Raw genomic sequence first — 24923 nt, 5'->3', positions numbered from 1 at the left:
TTTCAAGAGCCCCGGATCGTGTCTCCTGCTATAGTGCCGCCATGACTGACAGTGAAGCCTTTTCCGCCGAAGAAATCGAACGTTATGCCCGCCACATCGTGTTGCCGGAAATCGGCGGCGCGGGGCAGCAGGCCTTGAAGCGGGCACGGGTGCTGGTAATCGGCGCCGGCGGGCTCGGCAGTCCGGTTCTTGCCTATCTGGCGGCTGCCGGTGTCGGCACGCTCGGCATCGCCGATGATGACGGGGTCAGCCTCTCCAACCTGCAACGCCAGGTCATCCACGACAGCGGCACGGTCGGCGCGGAAAAGACGGAAAGTGCGGCCAGAGCGATTGCGCGTATCAACCCGCATGTGATCTGCCGCCGCTACCAGGAACGCCTCGACGCCGCCACCACCGGCGATATCCTGAGCGGTTTCGATCTTCTCGTCGACGGTTCCGACAATTTCGATACGCGCTATATGGCTGCTGACGCCGCCGAGCGCGCCGAGGTGCCGTTGGTGACCGGCGCTGTCGGCCGGTTCGACGGATCAGTGACGGTGCTGAAGCCCTATGCGTTTGACGGTGACGGGCGGCAGAACCCGCGCTACCGCGATCTCTACCCGGCGCCGCCGCCGCCCGGCCTGGTGCCCTCCTGCGCCGAGGCCGGTATTGTCGGCCCGGTTACCGGTGTCATCGGCACGTTGATGGCGATGGAGGTGATCAAGCTGATAACCGGCGCGGGCGAGCCGCTGGTGGGCCGGTTGCTGCTTTATGACGGGCTTTCCGCCCGTTTCGAGACCATCGCCTATGTGCGCAAAGCCTGATCCTTGGTCGAGATAGTCTATCCTGCCTGCAGGGCAAGATTGTAGAGGCCGACACAGCGCCCGCCGGATGCACAGAAGGCGAGCACCGGACCTTCCGTTTCGTTCAGGATCTTTTTCAGCTTCGGCGCCTGCGTGATCGGCTGGTGCGCACCGCCGACCGGCACATAGTAACAGGCAAGCCGGGCGGCTTTTGCCGCCGCTTCGATCTCGGTGAATTTCGGCTGAAAAAAGCCCTCGCCGTCCGGGCGCATGCAGATGACGGCGGCAAAGCCGGCCTCTGCCACCTCCGTCATGTCTTTGGCCTTGAGCTGGCCGGTAACGTGATACTGGCTGTTGATGGCGCGCGTTCGCATATTGTCTTTCCTGATGTCTGGCCTGATGTCTGGATGGTCTCTGGGTGTCAGAGCGTGTTGATCGGGACTTTCAGCATCGGCCGTCCATCCTTGTCCTTCGGTATGTCGCCTGCGCGCATGTTGACCTGCAGGGAGGGCAGGATCAGGCGCGGCATGGACAGCGTGGCGTCGCGCTTTTCGCGCATCGCGACAAACGCGTCCTCACTGATGCCGTCATGGAGGTGGATGTTGTAGCGGCGTTCCTCGCCGACGCTGGTTTCCCATTTTATGTCGCGGCCATTGGGGCCGTAGTCATGGCACATGAACAGGCGCGTTTGTTCCGGCAGCGAAAGCACACGTTTGGTCGAGCGGTAGAGCGTGCGGGCGTCGCCGCCGGGAAAATCGGCCCGCGCAGACCCGCCATCCGGCATGAACAGCGTGTCGCCGACGAAGGCGGCATCGCCGATCACATGGGTCATGCAGGCCGGCGTATGGCCCGGGGTATGCATCACATGGGCTGTCATGCCGCCGATCTGATAGCTGTCGCCATCGGTAAACAGCCGGTCGAACTGCGAACCGTCGCGCTGGAATTCCGTGCCTTCGTTGAACACCTTGCCGAAGGTTTCCTGCACGATCACGATATTTTCGCCGATGCCGAGCCGGCCGCCCAGCGTTTCCTGGATATAGGGCGCTGCGGAAAGGTGGTCGGCATGAACATGGGTTTCGATCAGCCATTCAAGCTGCCAGCCATTGTCCATGACCATCGCGATCATCCGGTCGGCGCTTTCATGCGAAAGGCGCCCGGCGGCGTAATCGATATCCATCACGCTGTCGATGATCGCGCAGGCGTTTGAAGCGGGATCGCGCACAATATAGGAGATTGTATTGGTTGCGGGGTCGAAAAAGCCGTGGACCTCCGGTTTCAGTGCGGGATCGGGCGAAAATGGCAGGGGCATGCGCGGTCTCCCTCGGACATGTTATACGAATATTTTATTTTTATAATACGTATATACGAAAACATGAAATAAATATGGCAAAAACCATATGTCGGCAAGCCGGCCGCTGTTGCTTTGCTCGATTTTTCGCGCGGGGGGCGCGGCGGCAGGGCGAGGGCGTGCCGCCGCAGGTCGTCTCTTACGTCTTGTTGGTGATCCACCGGCACTGATACGGCGCGAAGGTGATCTTGGCATCGCTGACCGGCTCACCGGAGATCAGGTCGACCCAGTTTTCGCCGCCGATCAGGTTCAGGGCCATGGCGGGAATTTCGAGTGTCTCGTCGGTAACGTTGTTGATTGCGAAAATACTCTGGGTGCGATCAACGCTCTGGCGCCAGAAACCGAACAGCTTTTCCCCGAGATGCAGGGTAAACTGCGTGGCATTGGGGTGGAAGGCAGGCTGCCGGGTGCGCACCGAGATCAGCGCGCGCATGGCATTGAAAACCTGCGCATGCTGCGTGGTTTCGTCGGCCAGCGCTTCCTGCAGCGCGTCGTAGTTCCAGCGGTGGCGGTTGATGGCGCGATTGTGCCCGGACTTTTCGACCCCCTCATAATCATTGCTGGTGGCCAGCAGCGAGTGGATGTAAAACGCCGGAATCCCCTCGAGCGCCATGGCAATCGTCTGGCTGCAGAGGAAGCGGGCGATGTTGTGATCGTCCTCGCCGCGGACCGTGCCTTTCAGGGCGTCGAACAGCGACACATTCATCTCGTAAGGCCGCATCGAGCCATCGGAAAGCTGGCGCATGGAAACCCGGCCGCCAAACCCTTTGACGGTTTCGACCATCTGGCTGATCGCCTCCTCGGAAAGCAGGCTTTCGGCAGGCCTGAGGCCGATGCCGTCATGCGAGGCGGTGAAGTTGAAATAGGCGCAGCCCATCTGTGCCGGCGGCATGGCCATCTGCCAGGCGTTGAGGAACTGCGAGGTTCCCGTCAGCAGCGCATGCACGATCAGCGGCGGTAGCGAGAAATTATAGATCATGTGCGCTTCGTTGCGATTGCCGAAATAGCTCAGGTTTTCGACATTCGGCACATTCGTCTCGGTGATGAGAACGATGCTTTCCTCGCTGAAATCGGCCAGAAGCCGCATCAGCCGGATAATCTCGTGGGTCTCAGGCAGGTGGATGCAGGAGGTGCTGATCTCCTTCCAGATGAAGGCACAGGCATCCAGCCGGATGGTGCGCACGCCGCGATTGATATGAAAGCGCATGATCCGCAGGAATTCGAGCAGCACGTCCGGATTGGAGAAGTCGAAATCCACCTGGTCGTGGCTGAAGGTGCACCAGACATATTTTTCGCCGTCGGCGGTTTCGACCTTGCGCAGCAGCGGATGGGCGCGCGGGCGAACCACAGAGGAAAGATCATCCTCGGGCGATGCGGTAAAGAAGAAATCCTTGTAGGGCTCATGGCCCATGCGGAACTCGTTGAACCAGCTGCTCTGGCTGGAACAGTGGTTGAGCACCAGATCCGACATCAGCCGGAATTCGCGGCTGATGCGTTCGATATCCTCCCAGCCGCCAAGGCCGCTGTCGATGGCGCGATAATCGGTGATCGCGAAGCCGTCATCGGAGGTATAGGGGAAATAAGGCAGGATGTGCACGCCCTTGATCACGCCCTTCAGGTTCTCGGTGACGAAATCCTGGAGCAGCGACAGCGGTTTGTGCTCGCCATCGATGATCGAGTTGCCGTAGGTGATCACATAGGTGTTGTCGGCGCTCCACATGTTGTTGCCGGCGACGCGCCCGCGCTTGCGCGGAACCGCGCCGTCGCCCCAGAAGGCTTCGAGGACCTGGCGCGTCAGCGCGCGCGAGTCTTTGTCCGGATAGATGCTCTCGAGATGGAGCCTGATGCTTTCCCGCAGTCGCCTGGAAATCACCATGCTTTTTTGCGGCGTCTCAGAAACTGTCGTCATTCTTGTCCTTCTTTCCCCACACGCCAAGGTTAGCATGTCGGTTTCGATTGGCAATTGCCTATCCGGGCCAATCGCCAGCTTTGCAGAGAGATTTTGCTGCACCGCCGCATCGCGGGGCCCTTGACGTCGTACCCGGTTGTTCTCCGCCCGCGGGATGGGACGCACGCCTGAAATCCATCTGTTTTCGGCGGCAACCAACGGCGATGGCGCCACTTTGTTTGTGCATGCCTGAACCCCTTGCTGTCTCGTCTGCCCGCAGCCGCATGTCGGCTGCTTCATGAATGCTTTTTTATGTTCAGCTTCTTTCCAGAAAAACCGTGGTGTGCTAGCAAATCCGGAACGGGATATTGTAAGTATTTATTTAGTCTAATTTAGAATTATCTTAATTTTAGACATAAAATAGTAAAGGCTTCCCAATGAATTCTTCTGATGAGTGCGTGCTGACATTTGTGCGGCGCGATGAACCTGACGCGCGGCTGGTGGCCATGGCTGGCGCGCTCTCCTCGCTTGCCCGGCAGGAGGGGGTGCAGGTCGCCAAGGCCCTGCAGGCGGGAAGACATACGCGTCTGGATCTTTGCCGCATTACCGGACTTTCGGTATTCCAGGTCGCTTCCGCAACGGCGTCTCTGGTAAACCACGGACTGGTTTCCGCCTGGCGGCGTGATGCCGAGACCGTCTACGAGCTCGTCCACCCGCGCCTCGGCGACGTTATTCATCTTGCCGAAGAGCTTGCCGGCCCGCAGTCACTGCAGGTGGTTTCGTAAGGCTGTTCGCCGCGCCGCGCCGCTGTGACCGTCCGGTCGGCAAAGACCTGTAAATTTTCTTGAAAAACGGAAAATTGGCGCTGGACTTGAAAAAACAAAATGCTATAAACGCGCTCATTCGCGGGCCTGCCCCGGCAGCCGCGAAGGTGCTCTTGTGTCTCAAGGCGCCTGCCCAGATAGCTCAGTTGGTAGAGCAGCGGATTGAAAATCCGCGTGTCCGTGGTTCGAATCCGCGTCTGGGCACCACTTATCTACAAAAACGTATGCTTTTCAGGTGAGTAAGCTTTGCTTTGTCCCACCCTGATTGTCTTTGCTATGTTCTCCTGAAATACGCTTGACGGCGCTCTCAGCCCGCGTTTTATGAATCGCTATCCGGGTGTATCTCGTAACCTCTTTGGAGGTCGTATGACCGGTAATGGCAATGATTTCAAATTCCGTGCAACCGAATTCGGCCATCCGTCTGCACGATGGCGGTCATGCCTGAAAGAATTTCATGGATGCGTTTCATCGATCGCGTCGGGCCGACATAGTAGACAACCAGTGGCGGACGGTTACCGCCGAATGAGCGGTCGTCACGATGAAGGGCGTACAGATAAACCTGGCGGGTTCTGACCCGACCCGGATCGAGCTCCTTCATGGGGCTTTTGTCCATGAACAGCCGCAAGCTTTCGGACCGTGCTTCGCGCTCGATCCGTTGCCACATGGGAAGGAGAGCGCCGAGTGCCACCGCCGTTGCCCAGCGCATCAGCGTGGAACGCGGATAATTTATGCCACAAGCCTCGAAAAGCCGCTCCTGCCTGTACCAGGGGAGATACCAGTCAAACCGCATGGCGATCGAATGCGCCAGGAGGCCATTGCTGAAGGTGGTTTCTCTGATCAGCGCGGGTTCAAAGGGCGTGCCGACCATCTTGCCCTGAAGGCAACGATATTTCGGGTATTTGCGAACAGCGACATAATATTTCGCGGGGATAACCCCCAGCGTCTCTTTGAGATCGTAGTCGCGGATTGTTCCGCCACAACCGCAGGGACAGAGACCATCTTTGGTGCCCATGTAGAATTCGCGCCGCTCGAGATTGGGCGGCCAGTCGCGCGTGCCGCGCCCGGACTGGTTTCGCGGCTTTTTCTCCGAGGTTGTTGTGCCTTTGGCCTGCGCGGTCTGCCCGGCGAACCCATCGGTGCCTTCGGCAGGTTTGCCCTCTCCAGTCTCTGGCTGACCATAGGAACCCGTGCCGGACTTGTCTCTATCTTTGCCTTTCCGGGGATTGGTATCGGCGCTCGGGCCGAATTTCATCTTGTTGAGCTTGGCAATCTGTCCGCCAAGCCCTTTGATCTCGTTCTCGAGCACACGTATTGTCGCCTTCAGCCTCAGATTCTCGGCCTGCAGGTCGTCATTGTCGGAGATCACGGTGCGCCAAAGCTCGTCGAGCCGGCGAGCGATCAAAGCCCCGTCGGCAATGGCAGCGTCCAGAATATCCTGCTTTATGTTTTCGATCGTATCGAGCATGGCGCCATGCACGACAAAGAGCACGTCCGATCCCGGTGTTCAGATAAGGTTCATTCGTTCACGCCTACCGAGCGGTGGCATTCAACTTGACTTGTTCCGTGGTGCGTGGAATGAGAAGACCAATCGTGGCACACGATTTATATAGGGTCTGGAGGACTGCAATCTTCCGGGGCTCAGCCTTTTTCAGCCCTGATACTCAAGTCAGCGCATTTCAACTCTCGTATTTCTCATGCCCCTCCGCCATCAATAACGATGGGCGAAGCAGATGTTTGACGACTGATTCGCAGTCTTTTTATCGCCTGCGATTCTCCTCGACGAGTCATGCGATTATTAATTTTACAGTTAATACTCTTTCTGAACTGATACTATTTTAAATTTACGGGATTATACATTATTTTCTCGTATCCTGTGCACGCACTATTCTTTTATTTTCCGGCTTGTCTCATTCCCGATTTCAGCACGCGCCCAGCGTGATGTCCCGTCCGCAATCGAGCAAAAGTCTGGCGTGACAGCCGATCCGGGTTGACAGCGTCGCATTCGCCTTGCTGGCTTCTGTCCCTGCCGGATAGATTTTCGCATGCGCCAGAGAAACCGCGTTTCATTTTTCGCATTTCTCGCGGAAGCACTGCCGTGTCAGAAGAATGTCCGGCGGCGGCTGTTTCTTCTCATGCAACGCTGATGCCGGCTTCTCCTCGGAAAAGCGGAGGGGAGTGACGCGCCATGATAGCGGCCAGACCGACCATCCCAAACGCGCGCTGAAGAGCCGCGTCGGCACCATCCGACGGTCGAGAAGTCGGAACATAATAAGAGATGATTCGGACTTTTCAGGATCTCTGAATCGAAGAATTCCGGTTTATGTAAGTCATACACAACCCATACCATGTAACAAGCCACTGATTTGAAACGAATATTTCCGTACTCAATGGTGCTGGCCAAAAATGGCTAGACTTGGCCATTTTTGGCCGAACCGAATTCACTATTCTGTATCAATGGGTTACGACGGATTTTGGCGTTATGTCCGTACTTTTGCCGGCCATTTTTGGCCGAAGTTTATTGAATTTATTTACATAAATACTCGCATCATATGGATGCGTTGCTGCTATATATGGTAAAATATCCGTTTAATATCAATATATTATCGGATTTGTGCTTAGGAAATTCATCTCTGGCACAGTTTATGCCAGATAATATTTGCCCGCCGCTGTTTGACGCCGACGGGTCTGAATACGTCGACGGCATGGTGCCGCGGCATTTGAGAACACGGAAACGAAAGACGCCTGCCGGATCTTGCATGTTTGGCGACAGGCGCAATGGCAGGAAAAGTGGAAACCGGTTTTCCGTCCGTCCATTGCGCGAGGCAAAAACCCGGCAGACGTCCTCACAACAGGCAGGAGTAACCCATGCCCACACCCGCTTATATCACGATCGAGGGCGCAACGCAGGGCCCGATCACGCAAGGCGCCTTTACCGAGGATTCGGTCGGCAATGTCTGGCAGGAAGGCCATGAGGACGAGGTCATGGTCCAGGCCATCGACCATACCGTCGTCATCCCCCGCGACCCGCAGTCGGGGCAGCCGGCCGGCCAGCGTGTGCATACGCCGTTCAAGTTCACCTGCACGCTGAACAAGGCCGTGCCGCTGCTCTATAACGCACTGTGCACCGGCGAGATGCTGACCAAATGCGATGTTAAATGGTATCGCACCAACACCGCCGGCAAGCAGGAGCACTTCTTTACCACCACGCTGGAAGATGCGCTGGTGACCGACATGGACTGCACCCTGCCGCACTGCCAGAATCCGAAGAATGCCGATTTCACCCAGCTGGTGAAGATCGAGCTTTCCTACCGCAAGATCACCTGGGAACACACGGCCTCGGGTACATCCGGCTCCGACGACTGGCGCGCGCCGGCCGCCTGATCGGGCAAGGCATAAGCACCTCCGGAGCCATTCCGCCCCGGAGGTGTGTCCATAACCTCAATCATTAATTGAGAAATATTATTGAGTGCCCTTTTTGGATGCAAATCCGCGAGAGGCTGTGCACCGCAATGGGAGTTCGTCATGAACGCCATCATCGACATGCCGGTCCTGTATCAGGATCAGGACATCGCCTTCACCTTCGAGGCGCCGGCCCTGAAGGATGCGAAGCTTCTCGTTCATGGCTTCGCGGCGGAGGAAAAACTGTTCGATCTTACGCAGGTCGATATCGAACTGGTCTCCGACGATCCGCGCATCGACCTCAACGCGCTGCTTGATACCCCGGCGACGCTGACCATCCATCACAAATATGCCGGCATCCGGCATTTGTCCGGCGTCATCGCCGGTATCGACCGCGAAGACGAGGGCTTCCGCCGCACTTTCTACAAGATCACGCTTCTGCCGATGCTCTCCCGGCTTGAGCATGGCTCCGATTGTCGCATCTTCCAGCAGAAGGCCGTGCCGGACATCATCAGGGAGGTGCTGAAGGAATGCGGCATCGAGGATGTCCAGTGGCATCTCGCCGGCGAACATCTGGCCCGCGAATTCTGCGTGCAATATCGCGAGACGCATCTGGCGTTCATCAAACGCATCGCCGCCGACGAGGGCATCTGGTTTTATTTCACCTATGGCGAAAACGGCCAACACACGGCTCATTTCATCGACACGCCGCAGATCGTCGCCCAATTACCCGACATGCCGGAACTGGAATACAACGCCAATCCGGGCGGCGCGGTGAAGGGCGTTTATTGCAACCGTTTCTCGGTCCGGGAAAAGCTGCGCTCCACCTCCTATACCCAGCGCGATTATACCTTCAAGCGCCCCGGCTATAGCCAGGAACATCGCGCCGACCGGCAGGAGGACAACGGTTCCAAGAGGAATTACGACCTTTACAGCTATCCGGGCCGTTACAAGCAGGATGCCGCCGGCAAGCCGTCCACGCAATACCGGATGGAGGCGGTTCGCGTCGAGGCGACGACAGCCAACGGCCAGACCAATGCCATCCACCTGTCGCCGGGCTTCAAGACGGCTCTCACCGATCACCTCAACGACGACTGCAATATCGAATGGCACCTTCTGTCGGTCTCCCATAAGGGCGAGCAGCCGCAGGCGCTGAAGGAGGAAGCCGGCTTAGGCTCCACCACTTATTCCAACCGGTTCACGGCCATGCCGGCGCGACTGCCATACCGTCCGCAGGAAATCGTCCCGCCCCTGATCGGAGACCAGACCGCCGTCGTTACGGGGCCTGAGGGCGAGGAGATTTACACTGACAAGGCCGGCAGGGTCATCCTCCAGTTCAAGTGGGACAGATACGGCGAAAGCGACGAACGGTCCTCATGCTGGGTGCGGGTCTCCGACGGATATGCCGGCGCGATGGAAGGCCAGGTCATTCTGCCGCGCGTCGGCGATGAAGTGATCGTCTCTTTCCTGCAGCATGAGCCGGACCAGCCGGTCGTCACCGGTCGTGTCTATAACGAACGAAACCGTCTGCCCTATGCGCTGCCCGACAACAAAACCAGATCGGTTCTGCGCTCTGACACCCACAAGGGCAAGGGCTATAACGAGCTTTCCTTCGAGAATGAAAACGGCCAGCAGAATGTGTTCCTCCATGCCCAGAAGGATCACACCGTCCGCGTCCTGAACAACCACGCCACCCGCGTCGAAAACAACCAGGTCGAAAGCGTCGGCAGCAACAGAAACACCGATATCGGCGCCAACCATCACGAAAAGATCGGCGGCTCGAAGACGCTTGCCATCGGCGGTTCCGGCGCGGCCCTCACCGCCATTTTGGGAACGGCCATCGCGAGAGGGGCAACAGACTGCCTGCTTGGCGCCTCCTCTACCGGCATGGGTGCGATTGGTGAATTTGCCCAGACCCTTGCGGCAGGGAGCTCCATGGTGGAAAGCGCCGTTTTCGGCGGCAACACCGCCTTCAGTGCCTCGGGCAATCATTTTACGAAGGCGGGTGGCGAGCAGCAGGCAACGGCTGCGGAGCTTGGCGGCATTCTCTCCTCGGTCATGCCGCTTTCCGGCATCTACTCGACCCTGATCGAACGGTTTCAGACCACTACCGTCGGCATCGCCTCAACAGAGCAGATCGGTGCCTACAAGAATACAACTGTTGGGCATACGCAGACAGTCAATGTCGGCGAGAAATTCATCATCAAGGTTGGCGACGAGCTCAGCATCACTGTCGGCAAATCTCGCCTGATCATGGACAAGGAAGGCAACGTCACAATTTCCGGAACGAAATTCAACTTCACCGCTTCCGGCCATGTTCAAATCAACGGCAAGCTCATCGATCTGAATTGAGGGAAGACCATGCTGGACAAAAACACGACCGGCTTTGCCGCTATCGGTTACGAGCAACTCCACCGCGACGGCGCGCGAATGGCTGTGGTCAGCGTTCGCGGTCGTTTCAATCTTGATCCCGCCGGCAATCTTAGCCTCGACGAAGAGCAAAGCCTCGTTCTTGACGACACTTATGCGGGGCCCGATCCGCAAAAGTCGCCGCTGACAAAAGTGTCCGATCTCGTTCCGTTCAAACCGAATGCCGATGTAACCGTGCTGATGCGCTCCTATCCTCGTGAGCGGAACACGAAGACGGGCTGGAAAACCGGGGTTAAGGTCGGGAACCATGGCTATGTTGTCGACGTGACGGGATTGCGCACATGGTCATGGTCCGGCGAGGCATGGCAGCTCGGAGATCCGATCACGCTCGAAAGCACATTGGTTGATTACCGTGTTGCATCCAGCAATCTCGTTGCAGGGGCTCCGCCGATGGAGGCCGTTCCGAACAACCCTCTCGGTATCGCCACTCTCAATGAACGTTTTCTCGACAGAGAGAAGACCTATCGCCACCCTATGCTGTTTTCGGAAGACGATCGCGCCGACCGCACGAAAATGGGCGTTGCCCATGAGGTTGCTGGTTTCGCGCCGATCCCGCCCTTCTGGCGCGCGCGCCAGCAATATGCCGGCACCTATGACAAGGACTGGCTGGATACCCGCCACCCGCGGCTTCCTTCCGATTTCGACTACGCGTTCTACCAGTCCGCCAATCCACGACTGATCCAGAAAGGCCACCTGCGCGGAGACGAAGAGGTGTTTGTGGCGGCTGCTCTTCCGGGCGGCAAAAACCTGATCTTCAACCTGCCCGGCATTCAGCCGGTGGCCCACTACCAGTGGATCGACGACCGCGAGGTGTTTGTCCGGCTGAACTGCGACGGCGTCCATATCGATATCCGCGAGGAGCCTTTCACCGTCGACATCACCTGGCGGTCCTGGCTGCCGATCTGCCCGCAATTCTTCAAGATCGATCTCTTTTCCGGATCGTTGGAAGACACGCAAAAGTACCCGGCCTCAACTCTCGACGGGCTTGAGGACACGCAAGAGGCATGACCGCAGAAGCCATTCGAAGACAATTGAGAGCGAGGAGGCCACAGCATGCCATCTTACAAGGAAGCAAGCCGTGACACGAACATGGGTCTGATCGTCAGCGTCACGCCGGATGTCTGCCTGACGCCCGCCGGCTCCGGCTATGTTCCGATCCCCTATTCGATTTCCGCTATTCAGGGCGATGACGCCAATACGGTCGCGACTGTCCGTTTCACCCGTAACAGGGCGCACAATACCGCTTCGCTCGTCACCCAATGTTCCGGCGATGCGCCGGGAACCGGCAAGGGGGTCAAATCGGGCACGGTCGGCTCGGTCTGCGAGCCGAAAACCTTTTCGGATACGGTGCGGGTCAATGGGAAGCCGGCCGTCCGTCATGGTGACGAATGGTGGATGAATAACCGCAACACCATCGGCAAGCTCACCTTTATCGTCAGCTCCGAACGATCCACCACGACGCCGGCAATCGACAATATCGCAAGGGGATGGCCTGGCATGCTTCCCGACAATGCTTCCGGAGACGCGGAATGACCGGGGAAGCGACAATCGGCACTATTGTCGGTAACTACATAAAATATATTCAGCAGGCGAATGCGCTTGAATTTGCCCTCGCCGACATGCTGAGGACCATGGGAAGAGAAATTCCGCTTGTCGCGAGAGCAACGGCAATCCCAGCCTTCCTGCTCGAGAATCCGCCCGAGATATACGCGCCGGATTCCGAAATGGCACAGGTGAGGAAGCTCCTGTCCGAACCGTCGGCGCAGGAAATCATCGTCAGCCAGCATCTTCTCTGGGGGCGGGACAAGACCAACGTCTTCCACAAGAGTTTCTGGCAGAGCATGGCGCCGGCGGAATACGGGATCAAGTTCGAGGCCGACGAATTGATCCCGGCGCTTTCCGATGTTCTGAGCGTTGCCGCGGGCCATACCGTTGATGCAGGCACGCTGACGCCGCAACAGGCGCAGGCGATCCTGGATACCTACGCCCAGAAAAAGGCGGAGGAGAAAAGCGGCACGCAATCGGGTGTGCGCATTGTGGCCGCGGGCGCGAAGGCCAGCGGCAAGAACCCCTGCGACGAGATCTGCGAGATCGCCTGCGACTGCATGAACGACCGGCAGGGCGCACAGACCTTGACCCGATGTGTGGAAAACGAGCTACGCAAACGCTATTACGACCCGGAAAACGGAACATTTCCCGACGGTACCGCCCGCTATCCCTCAACGCCTGAGTCTGACGGCCCGCGCCCGGAAGTCAGCTATGATCCGAATGTACCGAATGGTTATATTCCAAGAAACAGCTCCAGAAATCCCGGTATGCCGTCGAGCCATTATCCTTATACCGGCATGCCGCGGCCTGACATTTCCTGGTGGAAGGATGGAAAACTCTGGAAGATATTCGAGCTCAAGTTTCCGAGAGCCGGTGGTGGTGTGGATGGACAGACCAAGATGCAACGGAATGGCGAATATAGAAAAATCGCAAAGAAACAGGGTCTTAACCCCAAAAAAGATGTGATCGAACTTGATATCGCTGAAGATTGTACCTGCTTCAAAAACGGCGGCGGCGAGTCGAAGAGCGATAAATGCGAAGGCCTCAAAACCTGAGTGGAGGTAAGATATGGAAATACCGACAGATCTGAAACTCGATCCGAAAGATATAGAGACGCGTGGCATTTTACGTAGCCAAAATGCTAAAAAGATCAAATCTCGCGTCGGCATCCTCGTGTCGATCTATTTCCTTGAAGGATGGAAACCCGAGAAACGGAGTGGTCTTTTTCAATGCGCCAATGACTATATGACGCTGTTTACCGAAGATATCAGCTATTATCACTATGGCGACCAAGAGCGTGCCAAGAAATGGAAAACGGGGGCTAATCCAGAAGATTTGAAAGAGCATGTGACAGCGTCATCGGAAAGCGATGATGTCTATTTCGATCTTTTTCAATTTGACAAGGCCGAAGACAGTGATCCCGGCTTCTGCCGGTTCATGGCGTTCGCATTTCCAAAAGAGAAAACGTGGCACACGCTTTCAGGTATCAAAGCGCATTTCCCTCCAAGCTTCGTATTCTCCTCTCCTGATCGCTTTGTCGAGATCATCCGTCAATGGAGCGAGAGGGTTGGCGCCATCCATGGCTCCGCGGGTCTCGGCGCGCTCTCAATGCCGGGAAGTGAAACGTCGGTCACGGAAGCCTATTACTACCCCTGGCTGATGCAGTATCCAGCGTTGGAATATGACGCCATGGGCGATTATTGGGATGAATGTGAGGAGGTTGGAGAAAGCGACAAACCCCGCTCCTCCAACTGGCTGACGATCCTCGGCAGACCGAACCTCGACAGACTGGGCGGCTATGTGGCCGTCGAAAGCCAGTTGACCAAGGGCATGACCATGTATTATTTCGAGGGCGGCGCTCTGATCCGGGCCTCGGAGCTTCCCGCCCTTGGCGACGAGGCCACCGGCGGCATTCCCGAAGGCTATCGCACCGCCGCCCGCATCATCAAGCCGATCCGCTTCGAAGGTTACAAATACGGCGTCATCCTCGAACCTTTCGATGTTGACGGACCTGAGATCACGCTTGAATGGATACGAAGGTTCGATTGAGCGAGATGGATATTCCGACCGACCTGAAACTCGATCCGAAAGATATCGAAACCCGTGGCATCTATCGAGATGATAGCGTTGAAAAAATTCGCTCTCGTGTCGGCATCCTTGTATCGATTTACTTCCTTGATGGCTGGACGGCCGAGAAACGGCAAGGGCTGTTCGAATGTGCAAAGGACTATATGACGCTGTTTCCCGAAGAAATAACATACTATCACTTTGATGATCTTCCACGCGGGAAAGAATGGAAGGTCGGTGTTGTTCCAGAAGACCTGAAAGACCATGTTACGGCTTCGGCTGAGGGCGACGAGGTTTATTTCGATCTTTTTCATTTCGACGAGGCCGAAGACAGTGATCCCAGCTTCTGCCGGTTCATGGCGTTCGCATTTCCAAAAGAGAAAACGTGGCACACGCTTTCAGGTATCAAAGCGCATTTCCCTCCAAGCTTCGTATTCTCCTCTCCTGATCGCTTTGTCGAGATCATCCGTCAATGGAGCGAGAAGCTCGGTGCCATCCACGGCTCGGCTGGGCTTGGTGCACTTTCCTTGCCGGGCAATGAGACATCGGCCACCGAAGCCTATTACTATCCGTGGCTGATGCAGTACCCGGCGCTGGAATATGATGCCATGGGGCGATATTGGAACGAGTGCGAGAGGAATGGCGAATGCGACCAGCCCCGCTCCTCAAACTGGCTGTCGATCCTGGGGAGACCGAACCTCGACAGGCTGGGCGGCTATGTGGCCGTCGAAAGCCAGATGACCAAGGGCATGACCATGTATTATTTCGAGGGCGGCGCGCTGATCCGGGCCTCGGAGCTTCCCGCCCTTGGCGACGAGGCCACCGGCGGTATTCCCGAAGGCTATCGCACCGCTGCCCGTATCATCAAGCCGATCCGTTTCGAGGGTTACAAGTTCAGTGTCATCAAGCTTCCCAAACACCTGAACACCGGCCGCGAGGCCCGGCTGGCCGAAACGCTGAAATGGATAAGGCGGTTCGATTGAGCGACATGAGAATCCCGACAGATCTGAAACTCAATCCGAAAGATATAGAGACGCGTGGCATCTACAGAGATGATAGCATTGAAAAAATCCGCTCTCGCGTCGGCATCCTCGTGTCAGTCTATTTTTTAATGGCTGGGCGGCCGAGAAACGGCGAGGACTTTTCGAATGCGCCATGGACTATATGACGCTGTTTCCCGAAGACATCGAATATTGCATCTATAGCGGTCAGGAGAGTGGAAAGAAATGGAAACCGGATGTCACTCCGGAGGACTTGACGTAAGCGTTACATCCAGCCCCTTTTTTAGTGTCTTCCCATGGCGGGGTGGGTGCCGGTATATTGGCGCGTAGCGTCAATATAGAGACGGCTTCTCTGCGAGAGCCGCTTTTTGAATCCTGTCAATCAATTGATTTAAAACGATTTTTATGTCAACAAGCACTCATTTCAACTGACTGGGGGCGCCGTTAGTTCGCCGTATGCGTCAGCCGCAGGGTTTTGCGCCGGTCACGCCGGTCTGGCGTTTCCGCCAGCAATATGCCGGCACCTATGACGAAAGCTGGCTTGAAACACGCCATCCGTTCCTGCCGTTCGATTTCGACTATCGCTTCTACAATTGCGCCCATCCGGACATGATCTTCTCGCCCTTCCTGAAAGGCGGCGAACGGGTGGAACTCGTCAACCTGCATCCGGAGCAGAAACGCATCGTTTTGAAACTGCCGACACTATCGCCAACGGCCATCGCCACGCGCGAAAACGGCACAGAGACACACGCCGGGCTCAACCTCGACGGCGTTCACTTCAACCTCGTGGCCAAACCGCCGACGTTGCGGCTGACTTGGCGGCGCGCCTTCATGTGGCAGGACGGCATCAGCCGGATCACGCTTGCCGATGCGCATGGGCAGGACGGCAAGACGACCCCGGCCATTCCCGCCAATCCCGACGGTGAAGAAACGGAGGCCGCATCATGAGCCTGCCGCCCGATCCCGACTGGACCGATACGCCGCGCGAGGCAATCCGGGATAATGCCAAGCCGAAAATCCTGTCCTTGACGCCGGATGTCTGCAAGACGCCGATCGGCAGTTCCACCCCGCCGATCCCCTATTGCATCGTCGGTTATCCCGACGAGGCGGCGGACAATTACACATCTTCCGTGTTCTTCACCGGCCAGAAGGCCATGGTGCTGCGCTCCAGCACCACCTGCTGCCACGGCGACGAGCCGGGCACGGCCAAGGGCGTCAAATCCGGCACGGTGGGCGATATCTGCGAACCGCTCGACCATTCCGCTACCGTGCGCACCGAAGGCTCCCCCGTCATCCGTAATCTCGACAAATATTATATGAACTGCAGCAATACATTCGGCTGCGTCTACTGGAGCGAGGATACCGAGACCTATGGCGACACATATCCCGATGACAAGGCAGCGCCCGTGGGACAACAACTGGCGTTTCTCTCGCCAGTGGCGGTAGCGGCAATCGAAGCAGCAGGATCAGCGGGCGGCGCAGCAGCGGCAGCAGAAGGCGTAGCCGCAACCGGGCTCGGCACAGTCGCCGTAGGGGCGCTTGCCATTGTGACCCTTGAAGGCATTCTGGCTCCAACCAAGATGAATTTCTCCGACGAGGTACCGCGGGATAACTACGAAACGGCGCTTCTCAAAAGCGCTCAGGATGAAATCAATGCTCTCCTCTTCTGGGACAGCGGCGGGGATATCCGCAACCAAACCAAGGCAAAGCTCAAAAGGCATCGCGAGGCGGTTAAAAGCCAGATCCCAAGCCTGTCGCCCCGGTTCCGCCCAATCCCAATGGCTGGGTGTCAGGTGAAGATGACAAGGACAAGTGCCTTGTCGGGGCGTATGAGAAAATTGATTCGGCCTGTAAATTGCGTAAGGGAAAAACCCATCACGTTGTTCCGGATATGGGCCTCTTCGAGGGCACGGATAGGCGGCTGCGATACCGGCGTAATCGATCAGCTTGTCGCAACGCTTCAGATCGAAGATCGTGCTGTTCTCGTCATCGGATGCATCGCAATGCCAGACAGCGGCCGACAAAACACTGGAAACGTTTGGCCGGGTCGATATTCTGGTCAATGTTGGCGGTACATTCGGCGTGTGTGGCAAAGCCGGACTGCTGGCTTATTCCGCCTCAAAGTGGAGGCTGCGCGGCATCACCAAAAGCTCTGCGCTGGAAGCCGGCGAGCGCAACATCAACGTCAATAGCACTTCTCGTTCAGCAAAAGTGCGTCGGAGCTAATTCTCGGTGGAAACGCCGGGTCAGTTCTCAGTGGCAATCAACAGCGATATCGCTTCCCGGAGGACTGCTCTGCTTAAGTTGCAGGCATTTCCGAAATGATTTTCGTTTGCTACAAAGCTTGGATGGGCAATTGGCAACAAGCGGATTTCTTTCAGGAAAGCTGAAGCAGCAGCATTGAGAACAGTCAGAACAAGCAAGGACGCAAGGCCCGGCAGGATCGAGGAAAAACTGCCGGGTATGAGCTCTGCGGACATTTCCGATCACAACACCCGTGCCGTCCTCGCCGCATTGCGCGAGAACGGTGCTCTGACGCGGCGTGCACTCGCCGGGGCATTGGGACTAACTGAGACTGCGATTGCAAGCATTGTCCGGCGCATGGTGGAGTCGCATTTTTTGAAGCAGCATTCACCCGCAGGTGGCGGGCAGGGCGCAACTTTTTCAATCATTGAGGATGCAGGGATAGGTATCGGTGTCTACCTGTACAAGAAAAAAGCCCGTATTGCCGTTGTCAGCTTAGCAGGAGCGGTGGTTGATGAGCGGGAATTCGGCAGCTGCGGAGACGTGTTGGAATGGATCGACGATATCGTTGAGGCGCCATCACCCCGCAGGATCCCGGATATTGCCGTTGCCAGCGACCCAGCGTCTGCTGATCTTCTCGTAGCTTTATTGCAGCAGCGAGATGGACAAAAATGTAAGATGTTTCAGGTTCGCGATACCGAGGCTGCGCTGAGCAGCCTGCGATTGACGCCCGGTGTTAATACCGACATCGGTATGGGCGTCATCCTCATTGATGAAACGGTGAGGGCCGGCACCATGTTCTCCGACCGTTTTTTCTACGGAGCGCGCGGATGTGCAGGTCAAATCGGGGCGATGCGTCCTGCTCCGGACGCCCCGACGCTGAACGAAACCGCAGGGCTCTTGTCCTTCAACGCTCATATTGCCGCCGGCCGGCCGGAAGATGAGTGGGTTGAACACGCGGCCAGTCGTCTGCTGGACGCGATTGTCGCGATCTCGGCCTTTGTATCGCCTGGCGAGTTCTGGATAGGTGGAAGCCTGCCTGAGCCGGTTCTCGATACAATCGTTGAACGAGTTGTTGCTGGCAAGGCATTGAAAGCAGGCCACTTCATCGCCACCCGCTGGATTCCCGCAGTTAATCGGCTTGAAGATACGGGGACAGCAATTGCGCGCGGTGCAGCCATGGTTACATTGAAACAGGCATTTTTACCGCTGCCTGCTTCAGATGGGTGATCAACAGCAGTCAGACTGCCATCTCGGTGTCGCTGTTGGCCAGTGGCGTTCTGGTTATCTGAGCTTTATCGGCTGAGGGCAATCCGAGACGATGCGCCAGCGCGATAGCCGCCGCGCCGAGAGCAACCGCATCGGCTGAGGCTGCGGCTCTATGCAGAGAGGGTGCGGTTTCGCCCCTTTTGGCGACCTCGTCATGCACATAAAGCAGCAATCTGTCGATCAGAAGCGCCGGAAGCCTGCCGCCAATGATAATGCCATCCGGATCGGCGATCATGCCGACATTGATAATGGCTTCGGCAAGTTTGACCGCAAAAGCCTTCAGCCAGTCGTCCACGATGGCCTTGCCGCTCGCGTCCAACGCCAGCAGGTCGGAAGGACGCCCGACGGAAAATCCCTGTCGGGCGAGACGGTCCTGCAGGATCAAAAGTGAAAACATGTCGCCAATCGGGCGCGTTTCACCATCCGGGAAGCTGTCGTCAAAGGCCAGTGGAACCCAGCCGATTTCCCCACTGAGGCCACTTGCCCCCTTGTGCAGACGCCCGTCCACGACCAGACTGCCTCCGAGACAGGCATTGACGAGGATATAGAAAAAGGTCGGCATCTCATCGCCGAGACCGTATTCAACCTCGCCGAGAGCTGCCGCATTGGCATCATTGTCTATGAAAACAGGATAATCGGCAAATTCAGCAATGGCCGCTCGCAAATCGAAGTCACGCCAGGCACGATAGCGCTCCGGCAGGCCGATAACGTCGACCTCGCCAAGCCAGTCCGGGATAGCAACCCCGATCCCGGCAAGCCTTTCCTTGTTGATCGCACCGCGACGCATAAAGTCCCGGATCGTGTCCTTCAGACACTTCATGACCGCTTTCGGCATCATGAAAGGCGTTTCATGATGCTCGTGATCAACGACCTGTCCGATTGCATTCACGGCAAGAATGGTCACATGGGAACGGTCGATATGCAGACCGATCGAGCACAGCCCGTCCGGATTGATCTCCAGTTCGATCGCCGGTTGCCCGCGCAGGCCGTGGCGGCGGCGCGCCTCTACCACCAGTCTGTCATCAAGCAACCGTTCGACGATACGGGTCACGGCCTGTTTGGTCAGTCTCGATTTCTCCGCAAGCTCCGTACGTGAGACCGGGCCGTGGCGATGGATTGCACCCAGAATCATAGCACGGTTGCGGATTGCGGCCTGACTGCCATTGGCTCCTGACAGTTTCATTGCTCCTGCGCCTCCGATACCTCTTATAGCCGTTTTTCATTGAAGAAGCAGCAATTGCAAGCCCGGATTGAGTTGGCGGTTTTCTATTTCTTCTCCAATATCCAGCTTTTGACCTCGAAAGGCATCAGTGCGTCTTCCGCCACAAGCGCTTCGAAAGGCTCCTCCATCAATGTCACTGCAGTGGAAACAGCAAATCCATCCGGCGGGCTGATCGCAATCACTCCGCGGCGACCGGCAGGCTCATAAACACGCAGAACAAGGTCTTTTTCGCTGTCCTCACGGCACTTCAACGCAGAAAGTGCGGCAGGAACGCCGGAAACGATCAGAGGCTGGTTTTCACAGACCACCTTGCCAGAAACCGAGAGCGTGAGCGGGGGCTGGTTCAAGAGTTCTGCCTCCTCGCGCACACCGGTGTCGTGCCATGGGCCTTCGTGCGGCATGATCGAATAGGTGAATGCCTGATATCCCTCGTCTGCAAGCGGGTCGGGATAGATTGGCGCGCGCAGAAGGGACAGGCCCAGAATGTTGCCCCGCGCGCTATAACCGTACTTTGCATCGTTCAGCAGGGCCACGCCGAAACCGTTTTCCGACATGTCGACAAAGCGATGGGCAGGAAACTCGAACGCCGTCTGCTGCCAGCTGGTGTTGGCATGCGAAGCCCGTTCTACAACGCCATAGGCGCATTCGCCGGTGACCTTGCCATGGTGAATGGCAACCGGCGTTTCGCTGCGCAACAGAACGCGCCGGTCATGCCAGTCAATCTCCGTATGAATATCGAGACGCGGGCTTCCTGCCATCAGCGAGAGCGTCTGAACGATACGCGAGTGGCGCCATTTACGGGCAATACGGATTGCAACGCGGTGCGGCCCGGTTTCAACCAAGGAAATGTCATCGACAGCGTCCACCGATTCTGCATGGGCCGCGTAATCGTCTTCAATGTCCCAGGCATCCCAGTTGCGCGGCTTGTCCATCGGATAGGCCATCAGCTGATTGCCCGGCCCGGCCATCGTTTCGCGCCCTGACGGCTTGTGAACGAGGCTTTGGATGGTGCCATCGTCGCCAAGCGTCACCTTCAAAAGATCGTTTTCGAGATGACGCTCACCGCCGGAAACCGACCCGGCGGGCTGCATGTCGTTATCGCTCAGGATATTGAGCGACAGCGGCGGCAGCTGTCTTGCGGCAGCGACCGGACCCTGCGGCCCTTCAAAACGCAGCGGCATCGGCTGAAGCGTTGGGTTGATGGCCAGAAGCACGCCATTGCCGCCATCATCGATGCGGTCGGCAATGGCCGTTAACCTGCCCTCGCGGCGTGTCCTCGCCGTTTCAATGATGCCCTCAAGTTCTTCGGCGGCGTCGCGATAAACTTCGGCGATGCTGGAACCGGGCAAAATGTCGTGGAACTCGTTCTTGAGAACCGTCCGCCAGCTTTCCTCCAACGACGCCGGGTAAACGCCGCCCGTGAGATAGTCGAGGCTTGCCAGTGTCTCGGCCGTGATCAGATCGCGTTCCGCACGTCGATGCAGTCGTTTGACGACGCTCTGGCTTGTATAGGTGCCGCGATGCAGTTCGAGATAGATTTCGCCGCGCCAGACGTTCAGCGATTTTGCCGACGCGGTCTCGTGCGCTGCATCGAAGAAATCCGAAACCAGCCCCCAGCGCGTCTCGGGCAAAACCGGGAACATCCGTAACTGTTCTTCGCGCCGCACCATCTCCGGCGTCACGCCACCGCCGCCGTCTCCATGACCGACACTGAAAAGCGTCGTGTCGTGGGTATCCTTCTGGCGGAAGTTGCGCCAGGTGTTCATGATCGAGTCGGGACGGACGACACCATTATAGCCATCGACGGGATTATCGAACGTATGCGTGAGCACCCGGCTGCCATCTAGGCCTTCCCACCAGAACAGGTCTGTCGGAAAGCGATTGGTTTCCGACCAGTTGACCTTGATCGTCAGAAAGCTGGTCATTCCGCCCTGCAGCAGAAGCTGCGGCAAGGCCGGTGAAAAGCCGAAGCAATCCGGCAACCAGCAAACACTGTGCCGCGCGCCGAAAACACGCTCGAAATAGCGCTGGCCATAAAGGATCTGGCGGCTGAGGCTCTCGCCGGTCGGCATATTGGTATCGGGTTCAACCCACATGCCACCGAGCACTTCCCACTGACCGATCTTCGACCGTTCGATAATGGCTTGTAGAAGCTCAGGATCGTCTTCTTCAAGCTGGCGATAGTAATGCGCGGTTGTCTGGTTGAAGCGGAAGTCTTGCGAACGCTCCATCAGGCGCATCGTGGTGTGAAAACTGCGACGGTTCTTCCGGCGCGTTTCCGCATAGGGCCATAGCCAGGCCAGATCGATATGGGCATGACCGGTGAGTGTGACGTGGCCCTGCGGCGGGAACCGTTCCCGCAGTGACTTCAACGCTGCGACAAGCGTATCGTAAACCGCGATCACGCTGTCCCGCTGGGTATCGGAGAGGCTTGCCGGATCATGCTTGAGCGGTGGCAACTGCCAGATTTTCTGCTGCATGGGGGCCGGTGCGGTTCGGGAAATGTAGTCGGCGGTCGACGATGGCCAGTCAAGAGCAGCAAGGGCGTCTTCGGCTGCTGCAACAAGATGTGGAACGGCATCGTGACCTTCGATAACCTCGATGGTTTCAGCGATCTGCCGCAACAGCAGCCAGAGATCGTCGACCGGCCTGTCGAGCCAGAATAGGTCTGCCTTTTCAAGGTGCGGCTTCTTGACCGGCACACCGAAGGGCGCCCGCGCGACCGTTTCAGAACTGATCGTGAAGCGCGCCGCCGGCGCGGGAAACTCCCGGTGAAAAACGTCGAGGCCGTGGCTTTTTTCAATGCCTTCGGACGCCTTGAACGTCACCAGGCTTTCGCCGCCAAGGTCGAGAAAGACTCGGGTGTCATCGAGTTTCCATGTAGACGGCACTTCAACATCAGCGGAAAAACACACTGGTCCCTTGTCGTGAGGCCAGGGGTCTCCAAGTGCGATAGATTGGCCGTTGAACTGCCAACCGGTGATGGTGATGGACGAGCGCGCGCGCCAGTATTCCAGTTCCTGCAGACGTACCTTGAGCCGTTCGAGGCGCTGAGTGAGGGTAAGTGACATGATAAGAATTCCGTATGAATGTTGGGTCAACCCTTGACGGCACCAGCCGTCATGGCGCTGAGGATGAGGCGCTGCAGCAGCAGAAAGGCGATGATGGCCGGGGCGACGGAAACCAGACAGGCTGCGGCCAGCACCTGCATGGAGGAATCGTTCTGCGTTCCGGCATATTGGAAAATGCCGACCGAAATCGGCGTGAGCGATTCCTTGGTAATCAGAAGGAACGGCACCAGAAATTGCGACCAGCTGGTGATCACGGCGATGATGAAGGCTGAGGCAATGCCCGGCGTTGATAATGGCAGGATGACCCTGAAAAACACACCGAAGTGACTTGCGCCGTCGATCAGCGCCGCTTCATCGAGACTGCGCGGAATGCCATCCATGAAGCCCTTCAGGATCCACGTGACCATCGGCACCACAAGCGCGGTGTAGACCATGATCGCACTGAACTGGTTGTCGAGCAGATTGAGGGAGGCCATGTAGCGATAAAGCGGGATCATGATGACCAGAGGCGAGATCATCTGAAGTGCAAGAATTGCCATCAGCCACGGCCCCTTGCCGCGCATTTTCAGGCGCGAAAACGCATATGCAGCAGGCAGCGCAACGGCCAGACACAAAACACCGCTCATGGTAGAAAGCTTGAGTGCGTTCCAGAGGTACAATCCGAACTTCGGCGATGACAGAATCTGAATGAAATTGTCGAGTGTCGGATAGTGCGGGATCAGACGGCTGACGCCCAGATAGATCTCCTTGCGGGTACGAAGCGCCAGCGACAAAAGCCAGAACAGAGGCCAGGCAAAAAAGGTGAAGCAGATCAGCATGAAGAGATAGCTGAATATGTCACCGATGCGGTTTTGAGTGGACGCCTTCATCGGCCCGCTCCTTTCGGCAGGAAGCGTGCATAGACAAGCGCAAGCCCAAGACTGATCACCAGCATCACAATCGACAAAACAGCGCCGACCGAAAGGTCGTAATTGCGGAAGATAACGTTGAACGTATAGAGCGAGAGGACCTCTGTCGCCCGGCCGGGGCCGCCGCCTGTCAGAGAAATGATCGCATCGAATACGTTGAGCGTCTGGATCGTGATCAGGATCATGTTGACGAGAATAGCCCCACGCAACTGCGGCAGCGTCACATAAAGGAAACGCTGTCCGGCACGCGCGCCATCAATGGACGAGGCTTCATAAAGTACGGGATTGATCGCTTTGAGTGCCGCATACATGACCACCATTGAAAATGCGGTGCCGCGCCAGACATTGGAGAGTACGGCTGACCAGACGGCGATATGCGGATCGGACAACCACTGCACAGGTCCCATGCTGAACAGTCGCAGAAGACTGTTCAGGCCGCCGAACGGTGCCTCGTTGAAGAGCATTTTCCAGATAATACCGCCCGCGATACCCGGGACGACCCAAGCGACCAGCGCCGTTGTGCGCAGGATTGTGGTGCCGAAAAGACGGCGCTTTTCGCCGCGTACGACAACCAATGCCACAGCCAGCCCCAAAATCTGCTGGCCGACGACGCTTGCGCCGGTGAAAACGAATGTCACGAACAGAATATGACCGAGCTCCGGTCGCCGCAGCGTATCGATGAAAGTCGAGAGACCATAACTTTCTCCCGGCTGCAGCAAGGTTGCATCGGTGAAAGCAAGTCGAAAGACCTCTGCTACCGGATAGAGGTAGAATGCGCCCAGGATAAGGATAAGTGGCATCAACCACGGCGCAACCGGCGCATTGTTGGCAGCGCTTCTCTTGCGCTTGCTCAGGGCAGCTGCATTTGCAGGACTGGATATTTTGGACATGAAGCGCTCCGCTTGAGATGCCGCGCAGGCAA

21 protein-coding genes, 1 tRNA gene and 1 pseudogene are annotated in these 24923 nt (G+C 57.2%); 14 read left to right on the top strand and 9 right to left on the bottom strand.

Going from position 1 to position 24923, the window contains the following annotated elements; genetic code table 11:
• The first annotated feature begins 41 nt into the window (after window positions 1-41).
• A complete protein-coding gene (gene moeB / locus ACHZCU_RS07130) occupies window positions 42-803 on the top strand; it encodes a molybdopterin-synthase adenylyltransferase MoeB (RefSeq protein ID WP_319518223.1) in 762 nt (253 codons plus the stop codon).
• Between the two features lie 17 nt (window positions 804-820).
• On the opposite strand, the gene ACHZCU_RS07125 is transcribed toward moeB, so the two are convergent.
• The 3 genes from ACHZCU_RS07125 to ACHZCU_RS07115 form a co-directional block, all read right to left on the bottom strand.
• Window positions 821-1156, bottom strand: coding sequence for a beta-lactamase hydrolase domain-containing protein (locus ACHZCU_RS07125; RefSeq protein WP_106307139.1), 336 nt, complete (start codon window positions 1154-1156; stop codon window positions 821-823).
• A gap of 47 nt (window positions 1157-1203) precedes the next feature.
• Window positions 1204-2091 (bottom strand): MBL fold metallo-hydrolase, encoded by an 888-nt coding sequence (locus ACHZCU_RS07120; protein ID WP_319518222.1) that lies wholly within the window; start codon window positions 2089-2091, stop codon window positions 1204-1206.
• Between the two features lie 178 nt (window positions 2092-2269).
• Window positions 2270-4039 carry a sugar phosphorylase gene (locus ACHZCU_RS07115; RefSeq protein ID WP_319518221.1) on the bottom strand — a complete coding sequence of 590 codons (1770 nt, stop codon included), beginning with the start codon at window positions 4037-4039 and terminating at the stop codon, window positions 2270-2272.
• A 416-nt stretch (window positions 4040-4455) separates the two neighbouring features.
• Here ACHZCU_RS07115 and ACHZCU_RS07110 point away from each other — a divergent pair, with 416 nt between their 5' ends.
• Window positions 4456-4803, top strand: coding sequence for a hypothetical protein (locus ACHZCU_RS07110; RefSeq protein WP_319518220.1), 348 nt, complete (start codon window positions 4456-4458; stop codon window positions 4801-4803).
• 170 nt (window positions 4804-4973) lie between these two features.
• A tRNA-Phe gene (locus ACHZCU_RS07105) sits at window positions 4974-5049 on the top strand.
• Between the two features lie 181 nt (window positions 5050-5230).
• Here ACHZCU_RS07105 and ACHZCU_RS07100 read toward each other — a convergent pair.
• Window positions 5231-6208, bottom strand: coding sequence for a transposase (locus ACHZCU_RS07100; protein ID WP_319518219.1), 978 nt, complete (start codon window positions 6206-6208; stop codon window positions 5231-5233).
• A gap of 1499 nt (window positions 6209-7707) precedes the next feature.
• Between ACHZCU_RS07100 and ACHZCU_RS07095 the strand changes: the two genes are divergently transcribed.
• The 10 genes and pseudogenes from ACHZCU_RS07095 (at window position 7708) to ACHZCU_RS07050 (ending at window position 17513) form a co-directional block, all read left to right on the top strand.
• Window positions 7708-8223 carry an Hcp family type VI secretion system effector gene (locus tag ACHZCU_RS07095; RefSeq protein WP_319518218.1) on the top strand — a complete coding sequence of 172 codons (516 nt, stop codon included), beginning with the start codon at window positions 7708-7710 and terminating at the stop codon, window positions 8221-8223.
• Between the two features lie 141 nt (window positions 8224-8364).
• Entirely contained in the window at window positions 8365-10593 is a 2229-nt protein-coding gene (gene tssI, locus ACHZCU_RS07090) for a type VI secretion system tip protein TssI/VgrG (protein ID WP_319518217.1), read from the top strand.
• Window positions 10594-10602: 9 nt separating this feature from the next.
• A complete protein-coding gene (locus ACHZCU_RS07085) occupies window positions 10603-11679 on the top strand; it encodes a DUF2169 domain-containing protein (protein WP_319518216.1) in 1077 nt (358 codons plus the stop codon).
• Window positions 11680-11724: 45 nt separating this feature from the next.
• A complete protein-coding gene (locus ACHZCU_RS07080; RefSeq protein ID WP_319518215.1) occupies window positions 11725-12204 on the top strand; it encodes a DUF4150 domain-containing protein in 480 nt (159 codons plus the stop codon).
• Window positions 12201-13274: a hypothetical protein gene (locus ACHZCU_RS07075; RefSeq protein ID WP_319518214.1), complete on the top strand. Its 1074-nt coding sequence runs from the start codon at window positions 12201-12203 to the stop codon at window positions 13272-13274. The genes ACHZCU_RS07080 and ACHZCU_RS07075 overlap by 4 nt, the downstream gene beginning before the upstream one ends.
• A 13-nt stretch (window positions 13275-13287) precedes the next feature.
• The gene (locus ACHZCU_RS07070; protein WP_319518213.1) at window positions 13288-14268 is read left to right on the top strand and encodes a type VI immunity family protein; all 981 of its coding nucleotides are present in this window, start codon (window positions 13288-13290) and stop codon (window positions 14266-14268) included.
• Window positions 14247-15269 (top strand): type VI immunity family protein, encoded by a 1023-nt coding sequence (locus tag ACHZCU_RS07065; RefSeq protein WP_319518212.1) that lies wholly within the window; start codon window positions 14247-14249, stop codon window positions 15267-15269. The genes ACHZCU_RS07070 and ACHZCU_RS07065 overlap by 22 nt, the downstream gene beginning before the upstream one ends.
• A gap of 474 nt (window positions 15270-15743) precedes the next feature.
• The gene (locus ACHZCU_RS07060) at window positions 15744-16235 is read left to right on the top strand and encodes a DUF2169 domain-containing protein (RefSeq protein WP_319518211.1); all 492 of its coding nucleotides are present in this window, start codon (window positions 15744-15746) and stop codon (window positions 16233-16235) included.
• A pseudogene (locus ACHZCU_RS07055) lies at window positions 16232-16615 on the top strand (DUF4150 domain-containing protein); the annotation flags it as partial. The gene ACHZCU_RS07060 and the pseudogene ACHZCU_RS07055, both read left to right, overlap by 4 nt.
• Window positions 16616-17261: 646 nt before the next feature.
• A complete protein-coding gene (locus ACHZCU_RS07050; RefSeq protein WP_319518210.1) occupies window positions 17262-17513 on the top strand; it encodes an SDR family NAD(P)-dependent oxidoreductase in 252 nt (83 codons plus the stop codon).
• A gap of 20 nt (window positions 17514-17533) precedes the next feature.
• Here ACHZCU_RS07050 and ACHZCU_RS07045 read toward each other — a convergent pair whose 3' ends face one another.
• On the bottom strand, window positions 17534-17767 hold the full coding sequence (locus tag ACHZCU_RS07045) for a hypothetical protein (RefSeq protein ID WP_319518209.1): 234 nt from the start codon (window positions 17765-17767) through the stop codon (window positions 17534-17536).
• Here ACHZCU_RS07045 and ACHZCU_RS07040 point away from each other — a divergent pair.
• Entirely contained in the window at window positions 17751-18761 is a 1011-nt protein-coding gene (locus ACHZCU_RS07040; protein WP_319518208.1) for a winged helix-turn-helix domain-containing protein, read from the top strand. The two genes, ACHZCU_RS07045 and ACHZCU_RS07040, sit on opposite strands and share 17 nt — an antisense overlap.
• A gap of 10 nt (window positions 18762-18771) precedes the next feature.
• Here ACHZCU_RS07040 and ACHZCU_RS07035 read toward each other — a convergent pair whose 3' ends face one another.
• The 4 genes from ACHZCU_RS07035 to ACHZCU_RS07020 form a co-directional block, all read right to left on the bottom strand.
• Window positions 18772-19983 carry an ROK family transcriptional regulator gene (locus tag ACHZCU_RS07035; RefSeq protein ID WP_319518207.1) on the bottom strand — a complete coding sequence of 404 codons (1212 nt, stop codon included), beginning with the start codon at window positions 19981-19983 and terminating at the stop codon, window positions 18772-18774.
• Window positions 19984-20066: 83 nt separating this feature from the next.
• Window positions 20067-23093: a glycoside hydrolase family 38 C-terminal domain-containing protein gene (locus ACHZCU_RS07030; RefSeq protein WP_319518206.1), complete on the bottom strand. Its 3027-nt coding sequence runs from the start codon at window positions 23091-23093 to the stop codon at window positions 20067-20069.
• A 26-nt stretch (window positions 23094-23119) separates the two neighbouring features.
• Window positions 23120-23962: a carbohydrate ABC transporter permease gene (locus tag ACHZCU_RS07025; RefSeq protein WP_319518205.1), complete on the bottom strand. Its 843-nt coding sequence runs from the start codon at window positions 23960-23962 to the stop codon at window positions 23120-23122.
• Window positions 23959-24891 carry a carbohydrate ABC transporter permease gene (locus ACHZCU_RS07020; RefSeq protein ID WP_394706033.1) on the bottom strand — a complete coding sequence of 311 codons (933 nt, stop codon included), beginning with the start codon at window positions 24889-24891 and terminating at the stop codon, window positions 23959-23961. Before ACHZCU_RS07020 ends, ACHZCU_RS07025 begins: the two co-directional genes overlap by 4 nt.
• Between the last annotated feature and the right edge of the window lie 32 nt (window positions 24892-24923).

Origin of the sequence: uncultured Martelella sp. (assembly GCF_963677965.2) — a bacterium.
Lineage (GTDB): Bacteria > Pseudomonadota > Alphaproteobacteria > Rhizobiales > Rhizobiaceae > Martelella > Martelella mangrovi.
The sequence above is the reverse complement of the archived record's forward strand: the minus strand, read 5'-3'. Positions and strand labels throughout refer to the sequence as shown.